Raw genomic sequence first — 26031 nt, forward strand, 5'->3', positions numbered from 1 at the left:
GCCCGCGCGGTTCCCGGCCGTACCGGGTAAAGTCTGCGGACCGCCCCCGGGGCGGCACAGCCGACGAGACCTGCGAAAACCCCAGGAGACTGACGACGATGGCCGACCGGGTCACGGTGATCGGCTGGGACGGTTCACCGCTGACCGCCGCGGCAAGCGGGGCGCTGAGCGCGGCCACGCTGGTGGCAGGCGCCGCCCACCATCTGGCACTCCACGAGGTGCCCGCCGGGGCCGAGCGCATCCGGCTCGGATCCGCCGCCCTCGCCGCCCGCCGTATCGCCGCCCACCGCGGCGCGGCGGTCGTCCTCGCCGACGGCGACCCCGGCTTCTTCGGCGTCGTACGGACCCTGCGCGCACCGGAGTTCGGTCTGGAGGTCGAGGTGGTGCCCGCCGTCTCCTCGGTCGCCGCGGCTTTCGCCCGTGCCGCAATGCCCTGGGACGACGCCCACGTGGTCGTCGCACACCCGCGCACCCTGCGCCGCGCGGTGAACGTATGCCGGGCCCACACCAAGGTGGCGGTGCTCACCTCGCCCGGCGCCGGCCCGGCCGAACTGGGCCTGCTGATGGACGGGATCCACCGCACCTTCGTCATCTGCGAGGAACTCGGCACCCCGCGCGAGCAGGTCAGCGTGGTCACCTCCGAGAAGGCCGCCGACCACACCTGGCGCGACCCCAACGTCGTCATCGTCATCGGCGGCGCCGTCGGCGCCGCCGAGTCCGGCGGCTGGATCGCCGGACGCGACCCCTCGGGCGGCCCGCGCGGGTGGTCGCTGCCCGCCGGGGAGTACGACGGCGAGCTCGGCGAGGGCGAGCGGGAACCGCTTCGCACCGCCCAACTCGCCCGCCTGGGACCGCGCCTGGGCGACCTGGTCTGGGACATCGGCTGCGGCTGCGGCGCCTTCGCCACCGACGCCGCCCGGGCCGGCGCCGCCGTCATCGCCGTCGACAGCGACCCGGGCGCCTGCGCCCGCACCGACGCCGTCGCCCGCCGCCACGGGGCCCAGCTCCAGATCGTCCACGGCACCGCCCCGCACGTACTGGAGGACCTCCCCGAGCCGGACGTCGTCCGGGTCGGCGGCGGGGGAGCGGCCGTGGTCTCCGCCGTCGCCGACCGCCGTCCGCAGCGCATCGTCGCGCACGCCGCCACCCGGGACGCGGCCGAACTCATCGGCCGGAATCTGACCGAACACGGGTACCAGGTCGAGTGCGCCCTGCTGCAGTCCGTCGAACTCGACACCCGGGCCTGGACGGAGACGGAACGGAGTGTCGCGTTCCTGCTCAGCGGGGTGCTGCCCGCGCGCGGCAATTGAACCGTTTGCCGTCCCCGTGATCGGGTTGTCGTACCGCGCGGGGTAGGCTGGCCGATCGTTGTACCGCACCGGATGCCCGCCGCTTCGTCGGCCAATGTCCGGAAAACCCGCCCGTTTTGGGCTGGGTCGTGGTACGGCAGGAACCGGAGGACGCGCAACGTGGCGCAGTCCACAGCGGATCCGTCGTCGATCAAGCTGACGCGACGGCCGTGCGGCCGCGACAATGCCAGTGAATGGCTTTGTCGCCTTTTTCGGACAGGCCGTTCGTGCCGCTGGGGACGCACGCTCGTTCTCCAGTGTGGAGCGGTCGGTGCGCCGTTCCGGGTGAGCTGGTCGTAGGAGCACTAACCGATGGGCGAGGGGTACGCATGACCGACACCGGCCAGGTCCCGGGCGAGGGACTGCCGGAGAACGCAGGCATGGTGGAGCAGCCGGGCGTCCCCGCGCCCGACGCGTACACCTACCTCTCCGACAGTCCCGCCGAGGATGAAGACCTGCTGCTGCCCGGCGCCCAGGGCGCCTGGGGCAACGAGATCGCTCCGCCGGCGCCCGAGCCGGTCGTCGAGACCGTGCACGCGCCCGGCCCGCACGAGATGTCCGGCCGCGACAGCGGCTCGGTCGACCTCAGCGGCGTCCGCCTTCCCGACCCGGCGCACGCACGGACGGCACCGGCCGCGCCGCGCCGCCCGCTGCATCTCGGCCCGCCCATCCCCGACGTCTCCGCGAGCCCGGTCCGCTCCCTCGCCGACCGCGGTCCCGCCGACCTGCCGGTCCGTCAGGCGGGCCCCCCGACCGCCGGCCCGGAATACCTTGACATCCCCCGCGCGCGCGAGGCGGCGCCGCAGGCCGCGGCGCCCTGGGGGGCCCAGGCCACGGCGGACACGGTGGCGCCGGCCGCCGAAACGGTTGGCCCGCGGGCGGAGCAGATGGGCGCGGCCCAGGCGGTCGTCACCCGGGTCGCCACGGAGGCGGTCGCGGTCCAGGACACGGAGGGGACCGGCCTCGCCACCGACGGCGCGTTCGAGCCGGGGTACGCGGAGACGGCCGGGGCACCCGTAGCCTCCGGGGCGTCGGACGCCGAGGCCACCGCCGGCGCACCGCAGTACGGCGGACCGGACGGGATCGCCCAGGCCGCTGAGCCGTTCGGCCAAGCGGGCGAACCGCACCTGGAGACCACCGCACCCGAGCCGGATGCGGACGTCCCGGGATCCGGGAGCGCCGTGCCGGGATCCGAGCAGACCACGGCCGCCCCGTCGACCGAACCCGCCGTGCCCGTGGACGACGGACAGAGGGCGACAGGGCTGCCGGGGGAGGAGACCGGTCAGGCGACGGAACCCGCTCCGGCGGACGCCGCCGTGCCCCAGGTCCCGGACACGGACATCCCGACGACGGGCGCCGGGGCCCTACCGGAGACCGGCCGGGCGTCTCAGCAGCCACCGTCTGTTCCCGAGACGCCGCAGCAGGTCATAGAGGTGCCGGAGACGGCTCAGACGCCCTCGGTCGAGGCCGAGGCCGAGGCCGGGGGCGCGGAGGCCGCTGCGCCGGTGGCGCCGCAGGGCGTGGAGCCGCCGGAGCCGGCTCCGGCCGCGTGGGAGCCGCAGAGCGCCGGCGCGGAGGACGCTGTGGCCGGGGCGCCGCAGCTCCCGGAGGCGCCCGACGCTGCTCCGGCGCCGGGCGCGCAGGGCCTGCCGGAGGCGCCGCAGGGTGCCGGGGTACCGGAAGAGGCGCGGTCCGCCGCCGCGGAGGGTGCTGTGGCCGAGGTGCCCCAGGCCGCTGAGGAGCCGCCGGCTGTCGAGGTGTCGCCCGCTGAGCCCGCTGAGCCCACTGAGCCCACTGAGCCCGCCGAATCGACGGACGCGCTGGTGCCGGAGCAGGTCCAGGACATCGGGGTACCGGTACCGCAGGCCGCTCAGGCGCCCGGAGCCGAGACGCTCGTGCCGCAGGACGCCCAGGGTGCCCAGGTCACGGAGGTGCCGCGGGGACCGGGCGCCGAGGACGTACTACCGGCCCCGGACGCCGCTGCGCCGCAGGGCATGCGGCTGTCCGACGTCGAAGGCGTGGTCCATCACGGCGTTCCCGTACCCGCAGCGGACGCCGTCCCCTCCGGTGCCGCCGTACCGGACGCGGGGCCCGGCCCGGAGCAGACGGCCGGAGCGGTGGCCGAGCAGACGGCCGGAGCGGTGGCCGAGCAGACGGCCGGAGCGGTGGCCGAGGAGACGGCCGGGGATTCCGCACCGGATCGGGTCGCCCCTGGATTCGCCCCCGCCGGCCCGGCGGACGACGAAGCCCACGCCCGGACCTCCTCGCCGCCTCAGGCCCCTGCCGCCCACGGCGCGGAGGCGTCGGAGGTGTCGGAGGTTCCCGGCGGAACGGCCGGCGCATCCACCGCACCCGCCCCGGCGGATCCGGTCCAGGGCCCCCAGCAGACCCCCGCCGCCCCCCTCCCCGGCGCCTTCCCCCCCGTCACCGGGCCCGAGCAGTCCCCCGACCGTTCCGCCCCCGTGGCCGCTGCCCTGCAGATCCTGACCGCCCCCGCCGGGGAGCCGCACGGAGCGGGAGCCGGCGCCGTACCGTCCGGGCCCGGCCCCGAAGCCGCCCAGAACCCCGAGGACCTGGACACCCAGGGCGCCGGTGTGGAGCCGGGGNCCCCCGTGGCCGCTGCCCTGCAGATCCTGACCGCCCCCGCCGGGGAGCCGCACGGAGCGGGAGCCGGCGCCGTACCGTCCGGGCCCGGCCCCGAAGCCGCCCAGAACCCCGAGGACCTGGACACCCAGGGCGCCGGTGTGGAGCCGGGGACGGCGCCGCCCACCGGCCCCGCCGCCCCCGGCTACGACGACGCCGAGCGCGAGGCCGTCCTCAAGGTGATGCGCGAGCGCCGGGACATCCGCAACGGTTTCCGCGGCGACCCCATCCCGCACGAGGTGCTGCTCCGCGTCCTGGAGGCCGCCCACACCGCTCCCTCCGTCGGCCACTCGCAGCCGTGGGACTTCGTCGTCATCCGCTCCGCCGAGACGCGGCGGGGCATGCACGAACTGGCCATGCGCCAGCGCGACGCCTACGCCAAGTCCCTCCCCAAGGGCCGGGCGAAGCAGTTCAAGGAAATGAAGATCGAGGCCATCCTCGACACCCCGGTGAACATCGTCGTCACCGCCGACCCCACGCGCGGCGGCCGGCACACCCTCGGCCGGCACACCCAGCCGCAGATGGCGCCGTACTCCTCCGCGCTCGCCGTGGAGAACCTCTGGCTCGCCGCCCGCGCGGAGGGCCTCGGCGTCGGCTGGGTCAGCTTCTTCGACGAGCGGGAGATGGTCCGCGCCCTGGGGCTGCCCGACCATCTGGAGGTCGTCGCCTACCTGTGCGTCGGGTACGTCGAGGAGTTCCCCGACGAGCCCGAGCTGACGCGGGCCGGCTGGTCCAAGCGCCGCCCGCTGTCCTGGGTCGTGCACGAGGAGACCTACGGCCGCCGCGCCCTGCCCGGAGAGGACCCCCACGACCTGCTTGCCGAAACCGTCGCGCAGATCCGCCCGCTGGACGCCAAGGCGCTCGGTGAGGCATGGGAGCGCCAGAAGCGCATGACCAAGCCCGCCGGCGCACTCGGCATGCTGGAGATCATCTCCGCCCAGCTGTCCGGCCTGTCCCGCCAGTGCCCGCCGCCCATCCCGGAGCCCGCGGCCGTCGCGGTCTTCGCGGGTGACCACGGGGTGCACGCCCAGGGGGTCACCCCCTGGCCGCAGGAGGTCACCGCCCAGATGGTGGCCAACTTCCTCGGCGGGGGAGCGGTCTGCAACGCCTTCGCCGCACAGGTGGGAGCCGAGGTCTGTGTCGTCGACGTGGGCGTCTCCTCCGACCTGCCGGCCACCCCCGGTCTGCTGCCGCGCAAGATCCGTGCCGGTACGTCCGACATGACCACCGGGCCCGCGATGACCCGCGAGGAGGCCAGGCAGGCCATCGAGGTCGGCATCGAGACCGCCCGTGACCTCGTGGCAGCCGGCAACAAGGCCCTGCTCACCGGTGAGATGGGCATCGCGAACACCACCGCGTCCGCCGCCCTCATCTCGGTCTTCACCGGTGCCGACCCCGCCGAGGTCACCGGCCGCGGTACCGGCATCAACGACGAGACCCTCGTCCGCAAGACCGATGTCGTGCGCCGCGCCCTCGAGCTCCACCAGCCGGACCCGGCCGACCCGATCGGCGTCCTGGCCGCCGTCGGCGGCTTCGAGCAGGCGGCCATCGTCGGCCTGCTCCTCGGCGGGGCGTCGCTGCGTACGCCGGTGATCCTGGACGGCGTCAGTGCCGGTGCCGCCGCCCTGGTGGCCCGGGCCATCGCGCCCGAGGTGCTGGCCGCCTGCATCGCGGGTCACCGCAGCGCCGAGCCCGGGCATGTGGCCGCCCTCAACACACTCGGCCTGCGCCCTCTGGTCGACCTCGACCTCCGCCTCGGCGAGGGCACGGGCGCCCTGCTCGCGCTGCCCCTGGTGCAGAGCACGGCACGGGCCATGCACGAGGTGGCGACCTTCGACTCGGCCGGGGTCACCGAGAAGTAGCCGGACGGCCGCCCCTGCCCGGACGGCCGCCCCTGCCCGGACGGCCGGGATGTGCCTCCACCGCCGTCCGGGCAAGGGGGACGGGCGCAGCCGTCCGCCCGCACACGCGGGCGTCACGGGACGCGGCGCCCGCGGGTCCCGGAAGGGGTGGGCGGGTGAAAAATCCCACCCACCCCGGCCTCCTCCGGACACGCGCATAAAATCCCCCACGTCAGGCCCGCTCCGAAGGCGCAGCGTGCCCGCTGACCAACCGCTTGCCCGAGGAGCCCTTCCTGATGGCCGAACACCCCGCCTACCCCGTAGGTCTCCGCCTCACCGGCCGCCGCGTCATCGTCCTCGGCGCCGGCCAGGTCGCCCAGCGCCGTCTCCCCGCCCTCATCGTGGCGGGCGCCGACATCCACCTCGTGTCCCCCGAGGCCACTCCCTCCGTGGAGGCCATGGCGGACGCCGGCGAGATCACCTGGCACCGGCGCCCCTACACCGAAGGCGACCTCGCCGAGGCCTGGTACGCCCTCATCGCCACCGATGACCCGGAGGCCAACACCGCGGCCTCCGCCGAAGCGGAGCGCCGCCGCGTCTGGTGCGTCCGCTCCGACGACGCCGACGCGGCGACGGCGTGGACCCCCGCGACCGGCTCCAGCGAAGGCGTCACCGTCGCCGTGCTCACGACGAAGGCGCGCGGCCGGGATCCCCGCCACACCGCCGCCATCCGGGACGCCGTGGTCGAAGGCCTTCGCGACGGCACCCTGGTCGCCCCGCACCACCGGACCCGCGCCCCCGGCGTGGCTCTCGTCGGCGGCGGCCCCGGCGACCCGGATCTGATCACGGTGCGCGGGCGCCGACTGCTCGCCGAGGCGGACGTCGTCATCGCCGACCGGCTCGGCCCGCGTGACCTGCTCGCCGAACTCCCGCCGCACGTCGAGGTGATCGACGCCGCCAAGATCCCCTACGGCCGCTACATGGCCCAGGAGGCCATCAACAACGCGCTCGTCGAGCACGCCCGGCAGGGCAAGTCGGTGGTACGGCTCAAGGGCGGCGACCCCTACGTCTTCGGCCGCGGCATGGAGGAACTCCAGGCGCTCGCCGAGGCGGGCATCCCCTGCACCGTCGTCCCCGGCATCTCCAGTTCCATCTCCGTCCCGGGCGCGGCCGGCATCCCCGTCACCCACCGCGGTGTGGCGCACGAGTTCACCGTCGTCAGCGGTCATGTCGCCCCCGACGACGAACGCTCCCTCGTCGACTGGCCGTCCCTGGCCGGACTGACCGGAACCCTCGTCGTCCTCATGGGCGTCGACAAGATCGGCCGGATCGCCGAGACCCTGGTGGCGCACGGCAGGTCCCCGGACACCCCCGTCGCCCTGGTCCAGGAGGGCACCACGGCCGCCCAGCGCCGCGTCGACGCCACCCTGGCCACCGTCGCCGAGACCGTCGTCGCGCAGGACGTCAGGCCGCCGGCCGTCATCGTCATCGGCGACGTGGTCGGCGTGGGCCCGCACGGGGCGGCCTGACATGGCCGAGGTCATCACCGTCGACGCCCCGGGCGACCCCCGGCTGCACGACTACACCGGCCTGACCGACGTCGAACTGCGCCGCCGGCGCGAACCGGCCGAGGGCCTGTTCATCGCCGAGGGCGAGAAGGTCATCAGACGCGCCGGTGAAGCCGGCTACGCAATGCGGTCGATGCTGCTCTCCGCGAAGTGGCTCGACGCCATGCGGGACGTCATCGACCGCTCGGACGCCCCGGTGTACGTCGTGGACCCCGCACTCGCCGAAGAGGTCACCGGTTACCACGTACACCGCGGCGCCCTCGCCTCCATGCAGCGCCGGCCCCTGCCCACGACGGCGGGCGTGCTCCGCACCGCCCGCCGGGTCGTCGTCATGGAGTCGGTCAACGACCACACCAACATCGGCGCCATATTCCGTTCGGCCGCCGCCCTGGGCATGGACGCGGTCCTCCTCTCCCCGGACTGCGCCGACCCCCTGTACCGGCGCAGTGTGAAGGTCTCGATGGGCGCCGTCTTCTCGGTGCCCTACGCGCGGGTGGACGCCTGGCCCAGAGGGCTGGACGAGGTGCGAGCGGCCGGTTTCCGGCTGCTCGCCCTCACCCCCGGCGAGCAGGCCCGGCCACTGGACGACGTGGCACCGCACCGGATGGAGCGGGTGGCCCTGATGCTCGGCGCGGAAGGCAGCGGACTGTCCCCCCGGGCCCTCGCCGCCGCCGACGACCAGGTACGCATCCCGATGTCCCACGGCGTCGACTCCCTCAACGTGGGAGCGGCGGCCGCGGTCGCCTTCTACGCGGTAACCACCGGGCGTCCGCAGGAGTAGCGGCCCGGAGGACGTACGTCCCCCGGATTGCCTGCGCCGGGGGCCCGGGCCGTGGTCGGGGTCTTCGCGCCGGGGTCTTCAGCCGTGGCCACGGTGCTCGCCCGGAGGCGTACGTCCCCCCGGAGTGTCGGCGCCGCGGTTACTGCGCCGTGGCGGGGCCTTCGTGCCGGGGGTCCCGGGCCGTGGTCGGGCGCTCACCCGGGCACTTTCCGCCGCGCTCCGATGCTCACCCGGGGCCCTGACAGCCCTGTACCAGCGCGATACCCAGCGCGACCACCAGCGTCACCACGACGAACACGAACAGCCGCTGTCTGAGCAGCCGGGGATTGGCCGGCCGCAGACCCGTCCCGTTCGTCCGGACGCCCGGACGACGGGCACCGCCGCCGGAGCGGGTGGTGTTGCGGGACGACTGTCCGGGCCGTGACCCGGACCGGGGCGGGGTGCCACCCGTGCGCGAGGAGCTGTCCCGTGCGGAGTCGCTCCGCGAGGCGGGCACGCCCCGCCGGTTCCGTCCGGCGGACGTCCCGCCGCCGCCCCGGGAGGCGGGACCGCGCCCGGGGGCCGCACCACGTCCGCGCGGTGCGGGCGTTCCCTGTCCGCCCTGTCCGCCCTGACCCGTCTGGCGGCGCTGTGCGCGCTCCGGATAGGTGTCCGCGAGGCGGCCCGTGGACCGGTCGGGCTCGGAGGCACGAGGCGCCGGGGGGCGGACGTCCGCCAGACCCTGGGCCTCCCGCGCGGCGATCTCCTTGAGCCGCATCGACAACTGCAGCGTGGTGGGCCGCTCCTCGGGGTCCTTCGCCAGACACGCGCGCACCAGGGGGGCCAGCGCGTCCGGGACACCCGCCAGCTGGGCCTCCTCGTGCACCACGCGGTACAGCATCACCTCCGAACTGCCATGCCCGAAGGGGGAGTCACCCATCGACGCGTACGCGAGCGTGGCGCCCAGCGAGAACACGTCCGTGGCCGGTGTGACGGCCGCCCCCCGCACCTGCTCCGGGGCGAGGAAACCGGGCGAGCCGACCGCCGTGCCGACGTGGGTGAGCGTCGAGGCGCCGGTGGCCCAGGCGATGCCGAAGTCGATGATCCGCGGCCCCTTCGGGGACAGCAGGATGTTGGACGGCTTGAGATCCCGGTGCACCACACCGGCCTCGTGCACGGCGACCAGCCCCTCGGACAGGGCCGCGCCGACCGCTGCCACCTCGGCCGCGCCGATGGGTCCCTCACCGGCGACCTTGTCGTGCAGGGACGGGCCGGGCACGTACTGCGTGGCGAACCACGGGCGCTCCGCGTCGAGGTCGGCCGCCACCAGCCGGGCCGTGCAGCCGCCGCGGATGCGCCGGGCCGCCGAGACCTCGCGCGCGAACCGTGAGCGGAACTCCTGGTCCTCCGCCAGATCCGGCCGGATGACCTTCAGCGCGACCCGCTGCCCCTTCTTGTCGGAGCCCAGGTAGACGACGCCCATCCCGCCCGCGCCCAGCCGCCGGTGGAGCCTGAAAGAGCCGACGACGCGCGGGTCCTCGCGCCTCAGGCGCATCATCGCCATGTTCATCCCCGCTGCCCGGTCCTGTGACGTGCCACAGCTTACGTTTCCACAGCGGCCCGTGCGCAGAGGCCGCGCCCTCTCGAACCGACGGATTGTCAGTGGTGGATGGGAGACTTGAGGAGTGGTCAGGGAGCGTGCGGGCGCGCCCGGTTCGGGCCGTCGGTGATCCCAACCACCCGACACCGAAGGGGGATTGATCGCGTGAAGGGTGACCGTGTGGAGATCGTCGTGGATGCGGGTGACACGACGCGTACGTACGAGGTGGTGGCGAGCAGGGCGGGGCGCAGGGTGGAGACCGCGGTGCGCCGGGGGGTGGTCGAAGTGAGCGAAGTCACCCGAACCGGGGCGGTCGTGCGGACGGCCCGGTTCATGGCGAACCGGGTGCTCGCGCTGGTGGAGCAGCCGGTACCCCGCGAGGACAGGTCGGAGAAAACGGGACGGAGCGGGCGTCCCTTCGGGGATGACCCTGAGGCGTAGGGGTGCTTCTCCACCCAGGGGAGTACGGCGCAGGTCACGGCTCATCCTGCGGGAGGCCCGGCAATCGGTACGACGGCATGACGTCCGACGGGCGCCTGACCCATAGATTTGAGGTCAAGCGGCGGGTGCAGCACTCGTCCCCCGAGGTCAGACGCCCGCCGCTGCCAGACACAACAGAAACGGCCAGGAGAGGGACCATGGCATACACGGCACCGCGGACAGCAGTCCGCAACCGGGATCGCGGCGAGGACCGCCGTCACCCGGTGGTGGCGACGCTGATGGCCCTCCCCCTGGCGGTCCTGCTCCTCCTCGTCTTCGACGGGTGGGAGACAGTGGCCATGCAGGCGTCGTCCGTGGGAGAGATGCTGGGGCGCTGAACGGCGACCTCAGGCCCGGCAGAGCGGTCCGGGCGGGGACATCCACCCATGAAACCCCGTGGGGACGGGGGTGCGGCGGACGGCAAGAATGCCGGCGCAGCTGGGGAGCTGCGCCGGCATTGCTCTGCGCGGACGCCTGCCGGAGGGGCCCGCCCCGTACCCTCACCCCGTGACCACGGACCTCCTCCCCGCCCTGACAGCCCATGTCACCGCGGAAGCCCACACCCGCCCGGGTACCGGCCCCTGCGACTGCCCCGCGGAACCTCTCGTCACCGGTGAACGCGACAGCACCGTGGTCCGCCACGCCGGCACCGTCGCCAAGGCCCACCCGCCCGGCAGCGATCCCGCCCACCTCGCCCTCCGGGTCACCGTCGCCGCCGCACTGCCCGGCATCCTCCTCCCTCCGCTCTCCCCGGCCCCCGTCGTCCTGCGCGGGCGGCTGGTCACCCACTGGCCCTACGGCACCCCCGTGGATCCGGACGACCCCGACGCCGCCCCCTGGGAGTGCGCGGCCACCCTCCTCGCACGCCTGCACCGCACCCCGCCGCCCGTTCCCGTGCCGCCCATGCGCGGCCCCCGGAAGGCAGCCCGCGCCGTCGCCCGCCTCCGCACCGCCGCCCCCCGCCACCCCGCCACCGCTCCCGTGCTGGACGCCTGGGCCGCCCTGCCCGGCTGGGCCCGCGGCGAGGCGCCCATGCCGGACACGGCGACGCTCTGTCACGGCGACTTCCACCTCGGCCAGCTCGTACGCCACCCGGCACCCGGAGACTTCTGGCTGCTGATCGACGTCGACGACCTCGGCACCGGCGTCCCGGCGTGGGACCTGGCCCGCCCGGCGGCCTGGTACGCCTGCGGAGTGCTCGGGCCCGACGAGTGGCACCGCTTCCTGACCGCCTACCGCGCGGCCGGCGGTCCGGCCGTGCCGTCCGGTGGTGATCCCTGGCCCACGCTGGACGTCCCGGCCCGTGCGCTGACGGCACAGACCGCGGCCCGGGCCGTCACCAAGGCGGTCGCGGCGGACCGGCCGCTGGACGAGGTGGAGCGGTCACTGGTCGACGCCTGCGCGCGGATGGCCGCCGCCGGCCCTTGCCTCCCACGGACTTGACCCCGGATCCGGCGCAGTAGGGTGCAACCGACCCGCGGGCGGACGGAGTCTGTCCTGGCGATACACGAAGCGGGAACGACCGGCGAGGAGTTGACCGATCATGCAGTGTCCGAAGTGCCGTGCACCGATGCATACCTACAACCGCAACGGTGTCCAGATCGAGCAGTGCAGCGGGTGCCGGGGCATCTTCCTCGACTACGGCGAGCTGGAGTCACTGACCCGGCTGGAGTCCCAGTGGTCCCAGCCCGCGCCCCCTGCCGCGGCGCCCCCTGTCGCCCCGCCGGCCGCCCCGCAGGCGTACCCGGCGGCTCCCCAGGCGCCCGGGTGGGGGGCCCCGCACGGCGGCCACTACGGTCACCGCCGGAAGAAGGGCTTCGGGCACATGCTCTTCTCCAGCTGACCCGCACGACGAAGCCCCCGGTCGCGCGGACCGGGGGCTTCGGGGATGTGGACGATACTGGGATTGAACCAGTGACCTCTTCCGTGTCAGGGAAGCGCTCTCCCGCTGAGCTAATCGTCCTCGGGACCACGACCACTCCGGGGAGCGGATCATGAGCACTGCGTGCGCGATACTGGGATTGAACCAGTGACCTCTTCCGTGTCAGGGAAGCGCTCTCCCGCTGAGCTAATCGCGCGGGGGATCCGGGGATCCAGTGGACGATACTGGGATTGAACCAGTGACCTCTTCCGTGTCAGGGAAGCGCTCTCCCGCTGAGCTAATCGTCCTTGGAGGTGGAGACGGGATTTGAACCCGTGTAGACGGCTTTGCAGGCCGTTGCCTCGCCTCTCGGCCACTCCACCCGGAGTGCAGGGGGCCGGGATGCCCCCTCTTCCTGCGAGCGGACGACGAGGTTCGAACTCGCGACCTCAACCTTGGCAAGGTTGCGCTCTACCAACTGAGCTACGTCCGCCTGTCGGTTCGGTCGGCTTGCGCTTTCCGGCGACGAGGTGAACTCTAGCGGATTCCGGTGCCAGTACAAAAACCCGTTTGTGCAGCGTGCTGCGGTGCGCCTGCTCACAGAGGTGCCCGGCCGCCCTCGACGCCCGTGACCACGCCACCCGTGACGCGCCCGCCATAGACTCGACACGTGCTCGACCTCCCGCCTCTCGCCCGCTTCGGCGACCGCGTCGCCACCGGACTTCTCGACGTCACCGACGATCCCGCGGCCCTGGACTCCAGTGGCTTCTGGGCCGTCGCCGCCGACTTCGAGGGCCGTCTGACCTGCGCTCGCTTCCGGGAGGTCAGGGAGGAGCCGGTCCCGGCGCCGGTGCCGGGAGCCTGGCGGGGACCCGCGGACGGTGACTGGGCGTCCTCGCTCGACCGCGCCGCGTACACGGCGGGCGTCCGCCGCATCCGCGCGCACATAGCCGCCGGCGAGGTCTACCAGGCCAACCTCTGCCGCGTCCTGTCCGCCCCGCTGCCGGCGGACGCCGACGTGGACGCCCTCACCGCCCTGCTGGCCCGGGGCAACCCCGCGCCCTACGCCGGAACGTTTCGGCTGCCGGAGCACGGAGTGGAGATCGCCACCGCGTCGCCCGAGCTCTTCCTGCGCCGCGAGGGCCGGACCGTCGAGTCCGGGCCGATCAAGGGGACCGGCCGGACCGAGGCCGACCTGCTGGAGAAGGACTACGCCGAGAACGTCATGATCGTCGACCTGGTCCGCAACGACATCGGCCGCGTCTGCGCGACCGGCACGGTGACCGTCCCCGACCTGTGCGCCGTCGAGAAGCACCCCGGCCTGGTCCACCTCGTGTCGACGGTGCGCGGGGAACTGCGCACCCGGGCCGGCTGGGCGGACCTGCTCGCGGCCGCCTTCCCGCCCGGCTCCGTCACCGGCGCGCCCAAGTCGAGCGCCCTGCGGATCATCGACGCGCTGGAGACGGCACCCCGCGGACCCTACTGCGGAGGCATCGGCTGGGTCGACGCCGACCGCGGCACCGGAGTGCTGGCGGTCGGCATCCGCACCTTCTGGATCGACCGGCACACCGGCGTCGGCGCCGTACTGCGTTTCGGTACCGGCGCCGGGATCACCTGGGGCTCCGACCCCGAGGGGGAGTGGCGGGAGACCGAACTGAAGGCCTCCCGGCTGCTCGCGGTAGCGTCGGGAACGTACGAGGTGACTGAAGGGACCTGGACGTGAAGATCTGGCTCGACGGCGGGCTGCAGGACACGGAGTCCGCCCGCGTCTCCGTCTTCGATCACGGACTGACCGTGGGCGACGGCATCTTCGAGACGGTGAAGGCCGTGGACGGACGTCCGTTCGCGCTCACCCGGCATCTCGACCGGCTGACCCGCTCGGCCCGGGGGCTGGGGCTGCCCGATCCCGACCTCGACGAGGTCCGCCGCGCCTGCGCCGCCGTCCTCGAGGCCAATCCCATGCCGCTCGGCCGGCTGCGGCTCACCTACACCGGTGGCCACGGCCCGCTGGGCTCCGACCGCGGCGAGCACGGGCCGACCCTCGTGGTCGCCCTCGGCGAGACCGCCCGCCGTCCCGACTCGACCGCCGTCGTCACCGTCCCCTGGACGCGCAACGAGCGTGGTGCGCTCACCGGCCTGAAGACCACCTCGTACGCCGAGAACGTCGTCGCCCTCGCCCGGGCCAGGGAACAGGGCGCCTCCGAGGCCTTGTTCGGCAACACCGTGGGACAACTCTGCGAGGGCACAGGGTCGAACGTCTTCGTCGTGATCGACGGCGAACTGCACACCCCGCCGCTCGCCTCCGGCTGCCTGGCCGGCATCACCCGGGCGCTCGCCGCCGAGTGGACCGGTGCCAGGGAGACCGACCTGCCCCTGGACGTGCTGGAGCGGGCGGAGGAGATCTTCCTGACCTCCACCCTGCGCGACGTACAGGCCGTGCACCGCGTCGACGGCCGTGAACTGCCCGGCGCCCCCGGCCCGGTGACCGCCAAGGCCATGCGGATCTTCGACGAGCGCTCCGGGGCCGACCTCGATCCGTGAGGTCCCGGAACCCGGTCCGCCGGAACCCGGTCCGCCGGGACGCGGACCGGCCGGGCAGGTCCCCGGGGGCCCTCGGTGCCGGGCGGGGAGCAGGCGGGTAGAACCTCTTCTGATGACCACCACCCTGCGGCCGGCCGAGCCGCTTCAGCTGGCCCCCGACGGCACGCGTTCACGCCGCTACCAGGTGTGTGTGAACGGCCGTCCCGTCGGAGAGGTCCACCTGGGCACACACCCGGTCTTCGGTGATGCCGTGGCCCGGATCATGGTCCTGCGCATCGACGAACCGGACCGTCACCGCGGCCGGGGCACCGTGGCGGCGCTCGCGGCGGAGGAGGTGGCCCGGGGCTGGGGGTGCCGCCGTATCGAGGCATCGGTCCCCGGCGGCTCCGGTACCGCCCTCGGGCTCGCCACCGCGCTCGGTTACGTCGTACGCAACCGGAACCTGGACAAACAACTCGACGCCACCCCGCCCGCTCTGCCGCAGGGCAGCGTGGCCCGGTCCATGACCGAGTCGGAGTTCGGCCCCTGGCGGGCCAGGGGGCGGGAGGAGTACGCGCGGGACTGGATCCGGCGCGGGGTGCCGGAGGCCGAGGCGCGGGCCAAGGCGGCGAACGACGACGCCGTGCTCCTGCCCGCGGGCCACGCCACCGAGGGCATGCTCTTCAGCGTTCTCGAGCACCGGGGTACGCCCGTGGGCACCCTGTGGCTGGCGGTGACCGGGGAACGGGCCTTCGTCTTCGACGTCGAGACCGACGCCGCCCACCGGGGCCGGGGGCACGGACGCGCTCTCATGCTGCTCGCCGAGGCCCAGGCGGTCGCCGCGGGCCGGCGGACCATCGGCTTGAACGTCTTCGCCGGCAACACGCCGGCCGAGCGGCTCTACGACTCCCTCGGCTACGGCACGACGCGGTACTTCATGTACAAGGCGCTGGCATAGCTCAGGCATCGGTGGGGTGGCCCGGTGCCGGCGCTCGGCTCCGGTGTCAGTCCCGCCGCTCGGCCAGCAGCCGGTCCACGATCTCCTCGACGCGCCCGCGCAGTCCCTCCTGGCTCTCTCCTCCGTCGAGACGCTCACCGCCGATCACATACGTCGGCGTGCCGGTCACCCCGATCGCCTTGCCCTCGGCCTGGTCCGCGTCCACGATCAGGATGTGCCGCCCGTCGATCAGCGCGGTGTCGAACTCCCCGGCGTCCAGACCGAGGTCCCGGGCGACCTCGACGAGGAACTCCTCACCCCGGCGGTCCAGCTCCTCGACCCGCCCCAGCACGGCTTCGGCGTACGCCCAGCCCTGCCCCTGCTCCAGCGCCTCCTCGACGGCCTGGGCGGCGGCGAAGGCGTGCTTGTGCTTCGCCAGCGGGAAGTGCCGCAGCCGCAGCTCCAGACCGTCGCCGTAGCGCGCCCGCAGGGCACGGAGATCATCGAGGGCGCCGCGGCAGTCCGGGCACTGCAGTTCGCACCAGATGTCGAGGACGGGGGTGCCGGCGGGACGGACGGGGGAGGAGTCGCTCATGGGCCACAGTCTTCCAGCCCGGTTCCGCACCGCCCAAGTCGGCCCGTCCGGCCCCGGCCCCCTACCGGGACCTGGGGAGGATCCGACCCGGAGATGTCCCTGATCTGCGGCCGGGAGATGGCCCCGCGGGGTCCGGCAGGTGCAGGATGGAGGGAAGGGAAGTACCGCCGCGACCGTACGCTGCCTGGAGGACCGGATGATTGCCGAGACCGTCTGCTCCGCCGTCTCCGCGGCGGGCCTGGGCATCGCGGTGGTCACGGCCTACCGCAAACGCTTCCTCGCCGCGGCCCGTGTCGCCGCCTACTCGCTGGTGCCCGTCGCCCTGGTGATGACCGGCCTCGTCCAGTGGCTCGCCGACACGGCCTTCAGCCCCACGGCCTGGGCGGGCTTCGGACTGCTGGGGCTGTCCTGGGTGCTGTTCGCGACCACCCGCACCGTGGAGCGCCGCCGCGGCGGCACCACCCGCAAGGAGCGCAAGGCCGCCCGCGCCGCGGAGTCCCCGGGCGCGGTGGCCCCGGAAGCCTCGGCGCCCGCGCTGGGCCAGGGAGCGCGCCCGGCGGCCAAGCAGGCGAAACAGGCGCCGGCGTCCCGGGGCGACGACGACTTCAGTGACATCGAGGCCATCCTCAAGAAGCACGGCATCTGACATCGCGGAACCGGGCGGAAACGTCACCGGGCAGTCCCGGAGCGCCCGGAAATGATCACAAGCCGGACCGTAGATCGCGCTTTCGGCGAACTCACAAGCTTTCCGTGAGTGTTGATCGCGTCGGGAGCTTCCGATGCGTCATCATCGCGGCGAGATGCTGGATACGACACAGAGCGATGCCGCGCCGCAGCAGGACGAGCCGCGTGGATGCCTCTTCGCCCTATCCCAGCCACCGCTGATGATCTTCCTTGCGGTGATCGGGTGTCTGCTGCTCACGGCTGCTCTGCACGACCTGCTGTGGCTGTGAGCCGTACCCGCGGTACCCGACGTCACCCGTCGGGACCGCGTCGGCACGGCATCGACCGACCCCGTCGGGCACGCGAGGGCTCTTCCGAGCCATGCGTCCGGCTGCCGGTACGCCGCCGGTTGCACCGCCCTTGGGATCAAGGCGCCGGAATCCGCAGGCCGGGACCGGTGGCTCCGCCGGATCGGGTGTTCGACCCGCCTCAGGGGCACGCTTCGCGGGCTGCCGCCTCCGCGGAGATCGTCATGGACCTCGTGCCGGGACGCGCAGTGCTTGATCCCCTGCGCCATGTCGTGGGGCACGCCCCCCGGACTCCGGGCGGGCCGGCGAGACCCGCTCCGAGGGACCGGGGAGGGCCCCCGAACCTCCGACCGAACCTCCGGACCTCCAAGCCGGCGTCCCGGGGCCCCGTCACGTACGGGCTCCCGCCGAGGCCGGCGGGGCGGGCCGCCGGTCTCGCCGGATCAGCCAGCGGCCTCCTTGCGGCGTGCCCGGTACGCGGCGACGTGCAGACGGTTGCCGCAGGTGCGGCTGTCGCAGTAGCGGCGTGAGCGGTTGCGGGAGAGGTCGACGAAGGCGTACCGGCAGTCCGGGGCCTCACAGCGCCGCAGCCGCTCCTGTTCCCCGGCGACCACGAAGAAGGCCAGCGCCATCCCGCAGTCGGCGGCGAGATGGTCGGCGACGGAAGCGCCGGGCGCGAAGTAGTGCACGTGCCAGTCGTAGCCGTCGTGGTCGGTCAGCCGGGGGGTGGTGCCCGCCGCCGCGATCAGCTCGTTGATCAGCCCGGCCGCGACGCGGGGGTCGGGAGCGGCGAAGACCGCAGCGAACCGGGATCGGATCCTGCGCACCGCGGCCAGATCGGCCTCGGTGAGCACCCCGACCTCGCTGACCTGGTGCTCCCGCACGAAAACCTGGAGTGCCGGGACGTCCGGCAGTCCGTCCGGCGTCGTGTCGTCCTCCGGCGCGGTGTTGACCAGATCCACCACGGTGTCGAGTGCACACCGGGTGTCGTGGGTGATCAGCACGATTCGCTCCCTGGCCTGGGGGTCGGGCGGGCGCCCGCCGATGCTGGCCGATCGTACTGGCTCCGGCGAACACCGTGCCTCTCCGCTCCGCACATGGCTTCGAATTCAACGCCGGAACCCTCACAGCCGTTCCCGGTCACCCCACGTCACCCCACGTCGCCCCGCGACACCCGCCGGGCCGCCCCGTCGCATCACCCGCCCGGCCCAGCCCAGCCGGCCGGGTCGTACCCGGTGGGCCTCTGCCCTGCCCGGTCGCCGCTGCGTCCCGTCCGGCAGCCGGGAGTACCGCCTCGCCGCCCGGCCGCGAGGCGTCCCTCCCGGCCGCCCGTCCCCGCGCGGGCGCCGCACGGCACAACGGCGCCGGCCGCGGTGACCCGCGGCGTCGGCGCCGTTGTGTGTGAGCCGTGTGCGGTGGTCCGTACGCGGCTGTCCGGGCCCGAGCCGTCACCCCGAGTCGACGGCGCCGGGCGGCTTGATGAGCCTCGCCTAGCTTTCCGCCAGGATGTGCGAGAGCTCCTGATCGAGGTCGAAGTGCCGGTGTTCCGTGCCGGGAGGCACGGCGGCGTCTGTGCGCTTCAGGAAGGACTCCAGAGCCCGTGCCGGGGCCTCGAGCAGGGCTTCCCCCTCCGGTGAGCTCAGGGCGATGCACACGACGCCCTGACCGTGACTGCGCGACGGCCAGACGCGGACGTCGCCGGTGCCCGTGGGGCGGTGGAGCCCCTCGGCGAGGAGGTCGCGGGCGAACACCCACTCGACGGTCTCCTCGGCTCCGGTGTGGAAGGTGGCGTGCACGGCGTAGGGGTCGGCCGTGTCGTACCGCAGGCCTGCGGGGACAGGCAGGGAGGACTCGCTCGACACAACGAGGCGCAGGTGCAGCTCGCAGCTGACCGTGGTGTTCATAAGCGCCAGGGCCTTTCGCTCAGTGTGCGCTCGGGGATTCGCACGTCGGCGAAATCGACATGCCACCTACGGTGCCGTTGTAAACCCCTCTGAGTGTTTTGCGTGCGTTTACGTAACTCTTCCGGCCGAGAGATCGTTCGGATCCTGCGCCCATTCCGGTGATGTGATTCGCTCGGGTAGTGTTTGGCCGTATGAACACGGGGAGTGACAAGTCTGTCGAGGTCACGGCGGCGGCTCACGGGGTGATGGTGGACGAGGGCGAGAGCCGGGACGAGCGCGCTCTCGGATCCAGGGCACCGGAGTTCGTCAAAGCGCGCCGCGCACTGCACATCGGCTGGCAGGTGGGCGTCTTCGTCGTCGGCCTCGCGGTCGTGGCGGCCGGCGCCGCGATGCTGGTGCTGCCCGGGCCGGGGTGGGTCGTGATCTTCGGTGGCATGGCCATCTGGGCGACCGAGTTCGTCTGGGCCCAGCTGGTGCTGCGCTGGACCAAGCGCAAGGTCACCGAAGCGGCCCAGCGTGCCCTGGATCCCCGGGTGCGGCGCCGGAACATCATCCTGACCTCGCTGGGAGCGGTGATCGTGGCCGCGGTGTGCGGCTTCTACCTGTGGAAGTTCGGCCTCGTGATGCCCTGGGAGATCAAGAACCAGTGACCCTCGCCGGGGACCGGCCCGCCCTGCCCCCGTTGGTCACGCGCGCCCCCTGACATCGGGTAATGTTCTCCCTGCGTCCGGGCGATTAGCTCAGTGGGAGAGCGCTTCGTTCACACCGAAGAGGTCACTGGTTCGAACCCAGTATCGCCCACCGGNCGGGCGATTAGCTCAGTGGGAGAGCGCTTCGTTCACACCGAAGAGGTCACTGGTTCGAACCCAGTATCGCCCACCGGATCATCAGGCGGCCCGGCTCACGATTCGTGAGCCGGGCCGCTTTGTCGTGGGCCTCCCGGGAGCCGTCCGGCGCCCTGTCCCGCCGTCCCGCTTCCGGCGAGGCGCCTTCGTCCGGCCGTGACGTTCCCCCGTCTCCGCCCGGGCCGGCTCCACGGTGTTCGGTCCGCCGGCCGAGGGGTGCCGACCTGGAGGTTCGGTCCCGGCGGGAACCCGGGAGCCGGCGATGTCGCCGACTGCGCGATCTCCCGGCGCGCACGAATTCCTGTCCGACTCATTGACGTCCCCCCGAGCCCTCCGTAACTTGTGCCAGCAAGCGCTTGCTTGAAACGATTCATGAGGCGACGCGGACGCCGCGGGGAGGCTCATATGCAGCAGAGCAGGGATGCCGGGAGGCGGACGGTCCTGAAGGCGGCGGGTGCCTCGCTGGCCGTCGCGGGCCTGAGCGCGACGGCCACCGCCTGTGGGGGAGGGGGCGGCTCGGGCGACGGGACGGTAACGCTCCGTTACGCCTGGTGGGGTGGTGAACCCCGCACCATCGCCATCAGGAAGACGATCGAACTCTTCGAGAAGAAGCACCCGAAGATCAGGATCAAGCCGGAATTCACCGACTACGAGGCGTTCTGGGAGAAGTTCCAGACCCAGGCCTCCGGCGGGAATCCGCCGGACGTATTCCAGAATGCGGTCGGATTCCTGCGCAAGTACGACAAGCGCGGTGTTCTGCTGGATCTCACAACGCAGGCGGACGCCGGACATCTGAGCCTGGACAACTTCCGCAACGGAGTTCTGGCGAACGGTCAGGTCGACGGCAAGCAGATCGCCGTCCCTGTCGGTGCCAACACCATGGCGCTCGTCATCGACCTCAAGGCCTTCCGGAAGGCCGGCGTGCAGGCGACGTTCGGCTGGACCTGGGACGAGTACTTCGACGCGCTGCAGAAGATCCAGGACAAGCTGAAGATCGCCGCGACAGTATCATTTGGGACAACTTCTCCATCCGCTATGAGGGCGAGGGGGAGTCCGACTACGGGCTGGCGCCGATCCCCACCACGGACGGCACGGACACCGGCCAGTACCTCGGTCTTTTCCTTCTGTGTGGATACCCCGTGCTTCAGTTCGGGGAGGAATCACAGCTCCTGCGGAGCAGGGCAACGGCTGGGATCCGCCGCCAGGGCGGAAAACAGTGCTGTGACCCGCAGGTTTGGTCTTAAGTCGCGGACCCGCTAGTTTGTGAGCGTGGTCACGAACCAGGTGAAGCGGGCGTTCAAGTACCGCTTCCGTCCGACCGATGCGCAGGCAGCGGAGCTGTCGCGCACGTTCGGGTGCGTGCGGAAGGTCTACAACCTTGCCCTCCAGGCCCGTACCGAGGCGTGGACGCTCCGTCAGGAGCGGGTCAACTACAACCAGACCTCGGCCATGCTCACCTCGTGGAAGAAATCCGAGGAACTGGCTTTCCTCTCCGATGTGTCGTCGGTGCCATTGCAGCAGACACTGCGGCACCTGCAAGGCGCGTTCACCAACTTCTTCGGTAGGCGGGCCAAGTACCCGGCCTTCAAGTCCCGGAAGAAGTCGCGGAAGTCCGCGGAGTACACCACCAGCGGTTTCCGCTTCCGCGATGGCGAGCTGACCCTCGCCAGGATGCGCGAACCGCTCGACATCGTGTGGTCCCGTCCCCTTCCCGAAGGTGCGACGCCGTCCACGGTGACCGTGTCGCAGGATCCGGCCGGGCGCTGGTTCGTGTCGATGCTGTGTGACGACATCCCCGCACCCATGCCCGGGACCACGAACGCTGTCGGTATCGACGCCGGTCTCACCTCCCTGCTGACCCTCTCCACCGGGGAGAAGGTCACCAACCCCACATTCGAGCGTAAGGACCGCGCCCGTCTCGTCAGGGCCCAACGGGTGCTGGCGAAGAAGGCCAGGGGGGACGGAGCGAACCGGGCGAAGGCCCGGCGCAAGGTCGCGAGGGTCCATGCCCGCATCGCCGACCGCAGGCGCGACTTCCTGCACAAGCTGACCACTCGTCTCGTTCGTGAGAACCAAACGATCGTGATCGAGGATCTGACCGTACGCAACATGGTCAGGAACCATTCCCTGGCCCGCGCCATCTCGGATGCGTCGTGGACCACTATGCGCGGCATGCTGGAGTACAAGTGCGCCTGGTACGGAAGGGACCTGGTCGCCGTCGACCGCTGGTTCCCCTCCTCCAGGCTGTGCTCCGCATGTGGCTCTCTCCAGGGGAAGATGCCACTGAACGTCCGCGAGTGGACGTGCAGGTGCGGCGCGACCCACGACCGGGACGTGAACGCCGCGAAGAATGTGCTGGCCGAGGGGCTCTCGGTGACAGTCTGTGGAGCTGGTGTGAGACCCCAACGGCGTACGCCGGGCGGGCAGCCGGCGACGAAGCAGAAAACCCCACGGCGCGAGCCGTAGGAATCCCCCTCCCTTCAGGAGGGGGAGGATGTCAAGTACCTGTACGACCTCTACCTCGCCTCACTACCTCCGTCAGAACGGCAAGGCCTTCTTCACGGACACCGATCTGGGTCTCACCGAGGACGATCTGACCGAGTGGTGGGCGGACGGCTACAAACGGGTGAAGTCCGGGCTCATCGCCGACCCGAAAAGGGTCGAGCAGGTCAAGCTCAAGGCGGCGCTCTCCGCGGGTCTCGCGGCGTCCGAATTCACGGCCTTCCAGCGCCATCTCATCGACGGCATGGCCACCTCCGGACTAAAGGGCTGAGGCGGTCGTCATGGCGCAGGCACGTGTGAGAATACAGACAGGGGAACAGGTCCGCAGCCTCGGCGTGCGCTTCACGGTCCCCCTGCGCGACGCGTCCTACGACCGCCACATCCGCCTCGGCGGCGAGGGCACCGGGCTGCTCCGCGAGGCCGTCAAAGGCATCACCGGACTGCGCCGCGACCCGGGAGCCGCGGTCCAGGCGGCCCAGTTCGCCGGCGAGAGGCTCCCCGACCCCGCCACCTGGGACCAGCGGGTCACCACCCGTCTGCAGTACATCCCCGAATGGGGCGACTACACCCTCTCCCAGCTCTCCGCCGACGGCTTCACCCTGCGCAAACGCACCAAGAAGGGCCACGGCTGGATCGGCGCCGGCGGCGGCCGGCGCGCCTCCGGCTTCGGCTACGCCGGCGGTGTCACCGGCGGCCTCTCCTTCGGCCTGCGCGACTTCTGGGAGAAGCACCCCGCCCAGCTCGACGTCCGCGACGCCCAGACCGACGCGGCCGAGATCACCCTCTGGCTCTGGTCACCCGAAGCCCAGCCCATGGACCTGCGCTTCTACCACGACGGCATGGGCCAGGACACCTTCCCCGAACAGCTCGAAGGCCTCAACATCACCTACGAGGACTACGAACCCGGATTCGGCACCTCTTACGGCATCGCCCGCACCTCCGAACTCCTCTTCTGGGCCAACGCCTCCACCCCGGCCCCCGCGAAGCTCGCCGAGCAGGTCGCCGCCGTACGAGTCCTCCCGCAACTCGCAGCCCCGCCCCGCCAGCTCATCGGCGCCGGCGTCTTCGGCAAGGGCCTGTACGCCGAACCCGACCGCTCCACCCCGGCCAGGGCGAAGATCGAGGACCCAAGACCATCGCCGCCCAGCCCAACGGCTTCGTCCAGGGCAGCGGCCTGTACGACCTCGACACCGGGAAGTTCGCCGTCGCCCCGACCCCGAAGGTCGAGGTCTCCCACCTGTCCGCCGTCTTCGGCCTGAGCGAACTGTGCGCGGAACTCATCGACCTCGTCGACATGCCGGAGTTCGAGGAGGCGTACTACGACTACTGCCGCTACTTCAACGCGAGCAAGGCGGAACAGGCCGCGCGCTACGGCTCCGACTTCGGCAGCCTGCTCCTCTTCCAGGGCCACTCCCGCCTCGACGCCTACGCCGCCGCGCGGACCGGCGACGAGCAGCTGGCGAAGCGGGCCTGGGAGAGGTTCTACGACTCCGACGGCTACAGGGAATCGGCACCCTGGAAGACCGAGAAGGTGAGCGGACCGACCGCCCTGGTCGCGGGGAGCGAGGCCACCTGGGTCACCACCAACGACACCGCGCTCTACGGCCTCGCCGCGATCGAGAACCTGGCGCTGCTGGGGGACCGGATGCCGTAGCCGCACATCCCGGGCGTGGGCGGGCACACTCCGTACATGGACTGGAACCATTACCGCTTCCGCAGTCTGTGGACCCTGTCCGCGCCCGCCGCGGCGGTGTACAGCGCATTGGAACGGATCGACGACTACCCCCTGTGGTGGCCCCAGGTACGCGACGTCACCCGCCTCGACGACACCAGCGGGATCGTCACGATCCGCTCCCTCCTGCCCTACGACCTGACCTCGACCGTGCGGGAGGGGCGGCGCGACCGGGAGACCGGGGTCCTGGAGGCGGGCCTGTCGGGCGACATCGACGGCCTCGCCCGCTGGACCGTCACCGGCCTGGGCGCCCACGGCTGTCTCGTCCACTACGAGCAGGAGGTCGACGTACGCAAGCCACTGCTGCGGCTGCTCGCCGTGCCCGCCCGGCCCGTCTTCCGCGCCAACCACGCGGCGATGATGCGGGCCGGCCGGCGCGGACTGACCGCACACCTGCAAGCGGTTTGAAGGAAGCCTCCCCGGACCTGTATTGTTCACTGCGTTCCCGGGCGATTAGCTCAGTGGGAGAGCGCTTCGTTCACACCGAAGAGGTCACTGGTTCGAACCCAGTATCGCCCACCGGGAAAGCCGGTCCGTCCCTGACGGACCGGCTTTTTGTGTCCCTGGCCATCCGGGCTTCTTCCGTTCCCCGACAGGCGGCCCTCACGCCGCCGCGGGCAGATCCGGACGCAGCGGCCACGCCGGGTCGACCACCTCGTCCGTGCCGCTGGGCGCGAACCACGCCTGAAGCCCCCGGGCCTGCGCCGCGTGCCACACCGCCTGCAGGGTGTGCAGCTCACCGGGCGAGAACCGCTCGAGCCGGGACGCGAAACGCCGCCCCACCGCCCGGGCGACCTCCAGCGCGGCCGCCGCGTCCGCCGCCGCGTCGTGCGCGGCCTCCAGCGGCACCTCGTACTGGGCGCACAGATCGGTCAGCGTGCGCCGGCCCTCGCGGCAGCGGTCCAGATGCCTGTCCAGCACCCACGGGTCCAGCACCAGCAGCGGCGTCCGCTCGAACCAGTCGGCCAGCGACGACGCCCGGTGCCTGCGCAACTCCCGGTCCAGCAGCGTGAGATCGAACGGCGCGTTCATCACCACCAGCGGCCGGCTCACCCGGGCCTGCTCCGCCAGCGCCTGGGCCACCTCGTACATCACCGGCGCCGGCCAGCGGCCGTTGCGCTGCAGATGCTCGTCCGTCAGCCCGTGCACCAGCGTCGCCCCGGGAGGCACCGGCACCCCCGGATTCACCAGCCAGCGGGTCACCCGGGGCCGGGACCCCGGTCCGTCCTGGACGACGAGAGCGGCCGACACGATCCGGTCGTTCTCGACGTCCACGCCCGTCGTCTCCGTGTCGAAGGCGGCCAACGGCCCTTCGAACCAGCACGCCATACCCACCAGCCCCTCGCTCACCCTCGGCAGTTGACGCACAGTCGACTGCCCGAACCGGTGATACCCGGCCTGTTCGCGGCGTACGCCGGAAGGAGGCAACAGGAGTACGCGTCTTTGCAGTTCAGTGACCCGTACGGGGAGAACACCGTGCTGGACGGCTGTTGGCCGTGGCCGTCGCGCGGCCCGGACGGGACGGGCTGCGGCGCGGGCGCCTGCCGGCCCCTCGCGGCACCCTCGCCACCACCGCCTGCAAGGCGACCCCGCAGGCCGGCTGCGGCCGCCGCGGAACCCGTCGGGTTCTCCCCGGCGGCCTGCCGGTCCTGCGCGAGGCCGGCCCGCGCCACCGGCGGGCGGAGCCGTCCGACCGTTCGGCTCACCGGCACCGTCGTACGGATGCACCGGTCCGCGCCATGTGGTGAGGGCGTGATCCGGACGCGTGTACGCGCCGGGGCGGAGACCGGCCACGGGGACGAGCGGGACCGCCTGGTCAAGGCCCTCCGGGCGAAGGCCGGGACCGCGGCCTTCTTCGGCGGGGCAGGCGGGCGGGACGGCGGGGGCTGACGCGGCCCGCCGTCCCGGCGGGGGAGAATGATT

22 protein-coding genes, 8 tRNA genes and 3 pseudogenes are annotated in these 26031 nt (G+C 72.6%); 23 read left to right on the top strand and 10 right to left on the bottom strand.

Translation table 11 applies throughout. The annotated features are described in order from the left end of the window. Nucleotides 1-98 precede the first annotated feature (98 nt). The 4 genes from cbiE to HTV45_RS13905 all read left to right on the top strand — a co-directional run bounded on the left by cbiE (nucleotide 99) and on the right by HTV45_RS13905 (nucleotide 8182). Nucleotides 99-1310 (top strand): precorrin-6y C5,15-methyltransferase (decarboxylating) subunit CbiE, encoded by a 1212-nt coding sequence (gene cbiE / locus HTV45_RS13890; protein WP_215206047.1) that lies wholly within the window; start codon nucleotides 99-101, stop codon nucleotides 1308-1310. Between the two features lie 368 nt (nucleotides 1311-1678). Further along, nucleotides 1679-5854: a nicotinate-nucleotide--dimethylbenzimidazole phosphoribosyltransferase gene (gene cobT, locus HTV45_RS13895; protein WP_215206048.1), complete on the top strand. Its 4176-nt coding sequence runs from the start codon at nucleotides 1679-1681 to the stop codon at nucleotides 5852-5854. 275 nt (nucleotides 5855-6129) lie between these two features. Further along, nucleotides 6130-7362 carry a uroporphyrinogen-III C-methyltransferase gene (gene cobA, locus HTV45_RS13900; protein WP_215206049.1) on the top strand — a complete coding sequence of 411 codons (1233 nt, stop codon included), beginning with the start codon at nucleotides 6130-6132 and terminating at the stop codon, nucleotides 7360-7362. 1 nt (nucleotide 7363) lies between these two features. Beyond that, on the top strand, nucleotides 7364-8182 hold the full coding sequence (locus HTV45_RS13905) for an RNA methyltransferase (RefSeq protein WP_215206050.1): 819 nt from the start codon (nucleotides 7364-7366) through the stop codon (nucleotides 8180-8182). A gap of 226 nt (nucleotides 8183-8408) precedes the next feature. Here HTV45_RS13905 and HTV45_RS13910 read toward each other — a convergent pair whose 3' ends face one another. Next, nucleotides 8409-9731: a serine/threonine-protein kinase gene (locus HTV45_RS13910; RefSeq protein ID WP_215206051.1), complete on the bottom strand. Its 1323-nt coding sequence runs from the start codon at nucleotides 9729-9731 to the stop codon at nucleotides 8409-8411. 195 nt (nucleotides 9732-9926) lie between these two features. Here HTV45_RS13910 and HTV45_RS13915 point away from each other — a divergent pair, with 195 nt between their 5' ends. The 4 genes from HTV45_RS13915 to HTV45_RS13930 all read left to right on the top strand — a co-directional run bounded on the left by HTV45_RS13915 (nucleotide 9927) and on the right by HTV45_RS13930 (nucleotide 12084). After that, on the top strand, nucleotides 9927-10202 hold the full coding sequence (locus tag HTV45_RS13915) for a hypothetical protein (RefSeq protein WP_215206052.1): 276 nt from the start codon (nucleotides 9927-9929) through the stop codon (nucleotides 10200-10202). A 197-nt stretch (nucleotides 10203-10399) separates the two neighbouring features. Further along, entirely contained in the window at nucleotides 10400-10579 is a 180-nt protein-coding gene (locus HTV45_RS13920) for a hypothetical protein (RefSeq protein WP_215206053.1), read from the top strand. A 169-nt stretch (nucleotides 10580-10748) separates the two neighbouring features. Further along, the gene (locus HTV45_RS13925) at nucleotides 10749-11684 is read left to right on the top strand and encodes an aminoglycoside phosphotransferase family protein (RefSeq protein ID WP_308309576.1); all 936 of its coding nucleotides are present in this window, start codon (nucleotides 10749-10751) and stop codon (nucleotides 11682-11684) included. 100 nt (nucleotides 11685-11784) lie between these two features. Next, a complete protein-coding gene (locus tag HTV45_RS13930) occupies nucleotides 11785-12084 on the top strand; it encodes a zf-TFIIB domain-containing protein (protein ID WP_215206055.1) in 300 nt (99 codons plus the stop codon). 48 nt (nucleotides 12085-12132) lie between these two features. Here HTV45_RS13930 and HTV45_RS13935 read toward each other — a convergent pair. The 5 genes from HTV45_RS13935 to HTV45_RS13955 all read right to left on the bottom strand — a co-directional run bounded on the left by HTV45_RS13935 (nucleotide 12133) and on the right by HTV45_RS13955 (nucleotide 12595). After that, nucleotides 12133-12204: transfer RNA gene (locus tag HTV45_RS13935), tRNA-Val, on the bottom strand. Between the two features lie 43 nt (nucleotides 12205-12247). Then, nucleotides 12248-12319, bottom strand: a tRNA-Val gene (locus HTV45_RS13940). A 19-nt stretch (nucleotides 12320-12338) separates the two neighbouring features. Further along, nucleotides 12339-12410, bottom strand: a tRNA-Val gene (locus HTV45_RS13945). A 1-nt stretch (nucleotide 12411) separates the two neighbouring features. After that, nucleotides 12412-12485: transfer RNA gene (locus HTV45_RS13950), tRNA-Cys, on the bottom strand. A gap of 37 nt (nucleotides 12486-12522) precedes the next feature. After that, a tRNA-Gly gene (locus HTV45_RS13955) sits at nucleotides 12523-12595 on the bottom strand. Nucleotides 12596-12772: 177 nt separating this feature from the next. On the opposite strand from HTV45_RS13955, the gene HTV45_RS13960 reads away from it, so the two are divergent. The 3 genes from HTV45_RS13960 (at nucleotide 12773) to HTV45_RS13970 (ending at nucleotide 15580) form a co-directional block, all read left to right on the top strand. Further along, nucleotides 12773-13825: a chorismate-binding protein gene (locus HTV45_RS13960; protein WP_215206056.1), complete on the top strand. Its 1053-nt coding sequence runs from the start codon at nucleotides 12773-12775 to the stop codon at nucleotides 13823-13825. Then, on the top strand, nucleotides 13822-14643 hold the full coding sequence (locus HTV45_RS13965) for an aminotransferase class IV (RefSeq protein ID WP_215206057.1): 822 nt from the start codon (nucleotides 13822-13824) through the stop codon (nucleotides 14641-14643). The genes HTV45_RS13960 and HTV45_RS13965 overlap by 4 nt, the downstream gene beginning before the upstream one ends. Before the next feature lie 112 nt (nucleotides 14644-14755). Further along, nucleotides 14756-15580 carry an N-acetyltransferase gene (locus tag HTV45_RS13970; RefSeq protein WP_215206058.1) on the top strand — a complete coding sequence of 275 codons (825 nt, stop codon included), beginning with the start codon at nucleotides 14756-14758 and terminating at the stop codon, nucleotides 15578-15580. A 46-nt stretch (nucleotides 15581-15626) separates the two neighbouring features. Here the strand turns inward: HTV45_RS13970 and HTV45_RS13975 are convergent, their stop codons facing one another. Beyond that, nucleotides 15627-16154, bottom strand: coding sequence for a DsbA family protein (locus HTV45_RS13975; RefSeq protein WP_215206059.1), 528 nt, complete (start codon nucleotides 16152-16154; stop codon nucleotides 15627-15629). A 196-nt stretch (nucleotides 16155-16350) separates the two neighbouring features. Here HTV45_RS13975 and HTV45_RS13980 point away from each other — a divergent pair, with 196 nt between their 5' ends. Together HTV45_RS13980 and HTV45_RS13985 are read left to right on the top strand one after the other, a co-directional pair. Continuing rightward, nucleotides 16351-16800: a hypothetical protein gene (locus HTV45_RS13980; RefSeq protein ID WP_215206060.1), complete on the top strand. Its 450-nt coding sequence runs from the start codon at nucleotides 16351-16353 to the stop codon at nucleotides 16798-16800. A 133-nt stretch (nucleotides 16801-16933) separates the two neighbouring features. Then, nucleotides 16934-17107 carry a hypothetical protein gene (locus tag HTV45_RS13985; RefSeq protein ID WP_156698612.1) on the top strand — a complete coding sequence of 58 codons (174 nt, stop codon included), beginning with the start codon at nucleotides 16934-16936 and terminating at the stop codon, nucleotides 17105-17107. A gap of 461 nt (nucleotides 17108-17568) precedes the next feature. Here the strand turns inward: HTV45_RS13985 and HTV45_RS13990 are convergent, their stop codons facing one another. Both HTV45_RS13990 and HTV45_RS13995 read right to left on the bottom strand, forming a co-directional pair. Beyond that, entirely contained in the window at nucleotides 17569-18129 is a 561-nt protein-coding gene (locus HTV45_RS13990) for a CGNR zinc finger domain-containing protein (RefSeq protein ID WP_215206061.1), read from the bottom strand. A gap of 486 nt (nucleotides 18130-18615) precedes the next feature. Next, a complete protein-coding gene (locus tag HTV45_RS13995; protein ID WP_004002642.1) occupies nucleotides 18616-19029 on the bottom strand; it encodes an SsgA family sporulation/cell division regulator in 414 nt (137 codons plus the stop codon). 191 nt (nucleotides 19030-19220) lie between these two features. On the opposite strand from HTV45_RS13995, the gene HTV45_RS14000 reads away from it, so the two are divergent. The 9 genes and pseudogenes from HTV45_RS14000 (at nucleotide 19221) to HTV45_RS14040 (ending at nucleotide 24627) form a co-directional block, all read left to right on the top strand. Beyond that, on the top strand, nucleotides 19221-19679 hold the full coding sequence (locus HTV45_RS14000; protein WP_215206062.1) for a TIGR02611 family protein: 459 nt from the start codon (nucleotides 19221-19223) through the stop codon (nucleotides 19677-19679). A 79-nt stretch (nucleotides 19680-19758) separates the two neighbouring features. Continuing rightward, a tRNA-Val gene (locus HTV45_RS14005) sits at nucleotides 19759-19830 on the top strand. A 6-nt stretch (nucleotides 19831-19836) separates the two neighbouring features. Next, nucleotides 19837-19908, top strand: a tRNA-Val gene (locus HTV45_RS14010). Nucleotides 19909-20279: 371 nt separating this feature from the next. Beyond that, nucleotides 20280-21001: pseudogene (locus HTV45_RS14015) on the top strand (ABC transporter substrate-binding protein); the annotation flags it as partial. 136 nt (nucleotides 21002-21137) lie between these two features. Continuing rightward, nucleotides 21138-22340 (top strand): RNA-guided endonuclease TnpB family protein, encoded by a 1203-nt coding sequence (locus HTV45_RS14020; RefSeq protein ID WP_215206063.1) that lies wholly within the window; start codon nucleotides 21138-21140, stop codon nucleotides 22338-22340. A 30-nt stretch (nucleotides 22341-22370) separates the two neighbouring features. Next, nucleotides 22371-22593 (top strand): annotated as a pseudogene (locus tag HTV45_RS14025) (sugar ABC transporter substrate-binding protein); the annotation flags it as partial. Between the two features lie 94 nt (nucleotides 22594-22687). After that, nucleotides 22688-24030: pseudogene (locus HTV45_RS14030) on the top strand (hypothetical protein); the annotation flags it as partial. A gap of 36 nt (nucleotides 24031-24066) precedes the next feature. Then, a complete protein-coding gene (locus HTV45_RS14035) occupies nucleotides 24067-24516 on the top strand; it encodes an SRPBCC family protein (RefSeq protein ID WP_215206064.1) in 450 nt (149 codons plus the stop codon). Nucleotides 24517-24555: 39 nt separating this feature from the next. Further along, nucleotides 24556-24627, top strand: a tRNA-Val gene (locus tag HTV45_RS14040). Nucleotides 24628-24711: 84 nt separating this feature from the next. Here HTV45_RS14040 and HTV45_RS14045 read toward each other — a convergent pair. After that, the gene (locus HTV45_RS14045; protein WP_215206194.1) at nucleotides 24712-25437 is read right to left on the bottom strand and encodes an exonuclease domain-containing protein; all 726 of its coding nucleotides are present in this window, start codon (nucleotides 25435-25437) and stop codon (nucleotides 24712-24714) included. A 423-nt stretch (nucleotides 25438-25860) separates the two neighbouring features. Between HTV45_RS14045 and HTV45_RS14050 the strand changes: the two genes are divergently transcribed. Further along, nucleotides 25861-25998 (top strand): hypothetical protein, encoded by a 138-nt coding sequence (locus tag HTV45_RS14050; RefSeq protein ID WP_215206201.1) that lies wholly within the window; start codon nucleotides 25861-25863, stop codon nucleotides 25996-25998. Nucleotides 25999-26031 lie beyond the last annotated feature (33 nt).

It is taken from the genome of Streptomyces sp. CHD11 (assembly GCF_018638295.1).
In the GTDB taxonomy this organism is placed as follows: domain Bacteria; phylum Actinomycetota; class Actinomycetes; order Streptomycetales; family Streptomycetaceae; genus Streptomyces.

Coding starts and splice junctions, on each gene's coding strand:
- HTV45_RS14035 (WP_215206064.1), top strand. CDS start 24,067: ATGGACTGGAACCATTACCGCTTCCGCAGTCTGTGGACCCTGTCCGCG.
- HTV45_RS13905 (WP_215206050.1), top strand. CDS start 7,364: ATGGCCGAGGTCATCACCGTCGACGCCCCGGGCGACCCCCGGCTGCAC.
- HTV45_RS13980 (WP_215206060.1), top strand. CDS start 16,351: ATGATTGCCGAGACCGTCTGCTCCGCCGTCTCCGCGGCGGGCCTGGGC.
- HTV45_RS13920 (WP_215206053.1), top strand. CDS start 10,400: ATGGCATACACGGCACCGCGGACAGCAGTCCGCAACCGGGATCGCGGC.
- HTV45_RS13975 (WP_215206059.1), bottom strand. CDS start 16,154: ATGAGCGACTCCTCCCCCGTCCGTCCCGCCGGCACCCCCGTCCTCGAC.
- cbiE (WP_215206047.1), top strand. CDS start 99: ATGGCCGACCGGGTCACGGTGATCGGCTGGGACGGTTCACCGCTGACC.
- HTV45_RS14000 (WP_215206062.1), top strand. CDS start 19,221: ATGAACACGGGGAGTGACAAGTCTGTCGAGGTCACGGCGGCGGCTCAC.
- HTV45_RS13985 (WP_156698612.1), top strand. CDS start 16,934: ATGCGTCATCATCGCGGCGAGATGCTGGATACGACACAGAGCGATGCC.
- HTV45_RS13930 (WP_215206055.1), top strand. CDS start 11,785: ATGCAGTGTCCGAAGTGCCGTGCACCGATGCATACCTACAACCGCAAC.
- HTV45_RS13970 (WP_215206058.1), top strand. CDS start 14,756: ATGACCACCACCCTGCGGCCGGCCGAGCCGCTTCAGCTGGCCCCCGAC.
- HTV45_RS13995 (WP_004002642.1), bottom strand. CDS start 19,029: ATGAACACCACGGTCAGCTGCGAGCTGCACCTGCGCCTCGTTGTGTCG.
- cobA (WP_215206049.1), top strand. CDS start 6,130: ATGGCCGAACACCCCGCCTACCCCGTAGGTCTCCGCCTCACCGGCCGC.
- HTV45_RS13910 (WP_215206051.1), bottom strand. CDS start 9,731: ATGAACATGGCGATGATGCGCCTGAGGCGCGAGGACCCGCGCGTCGTC.
- HTV45_RS14045 (WP_215206194.1), bottom strand. CDS start 25,437: ATGGCGTGCTGGTTCGAAGGGCCGTTGGCCGCCTTCGACACGGAGACG.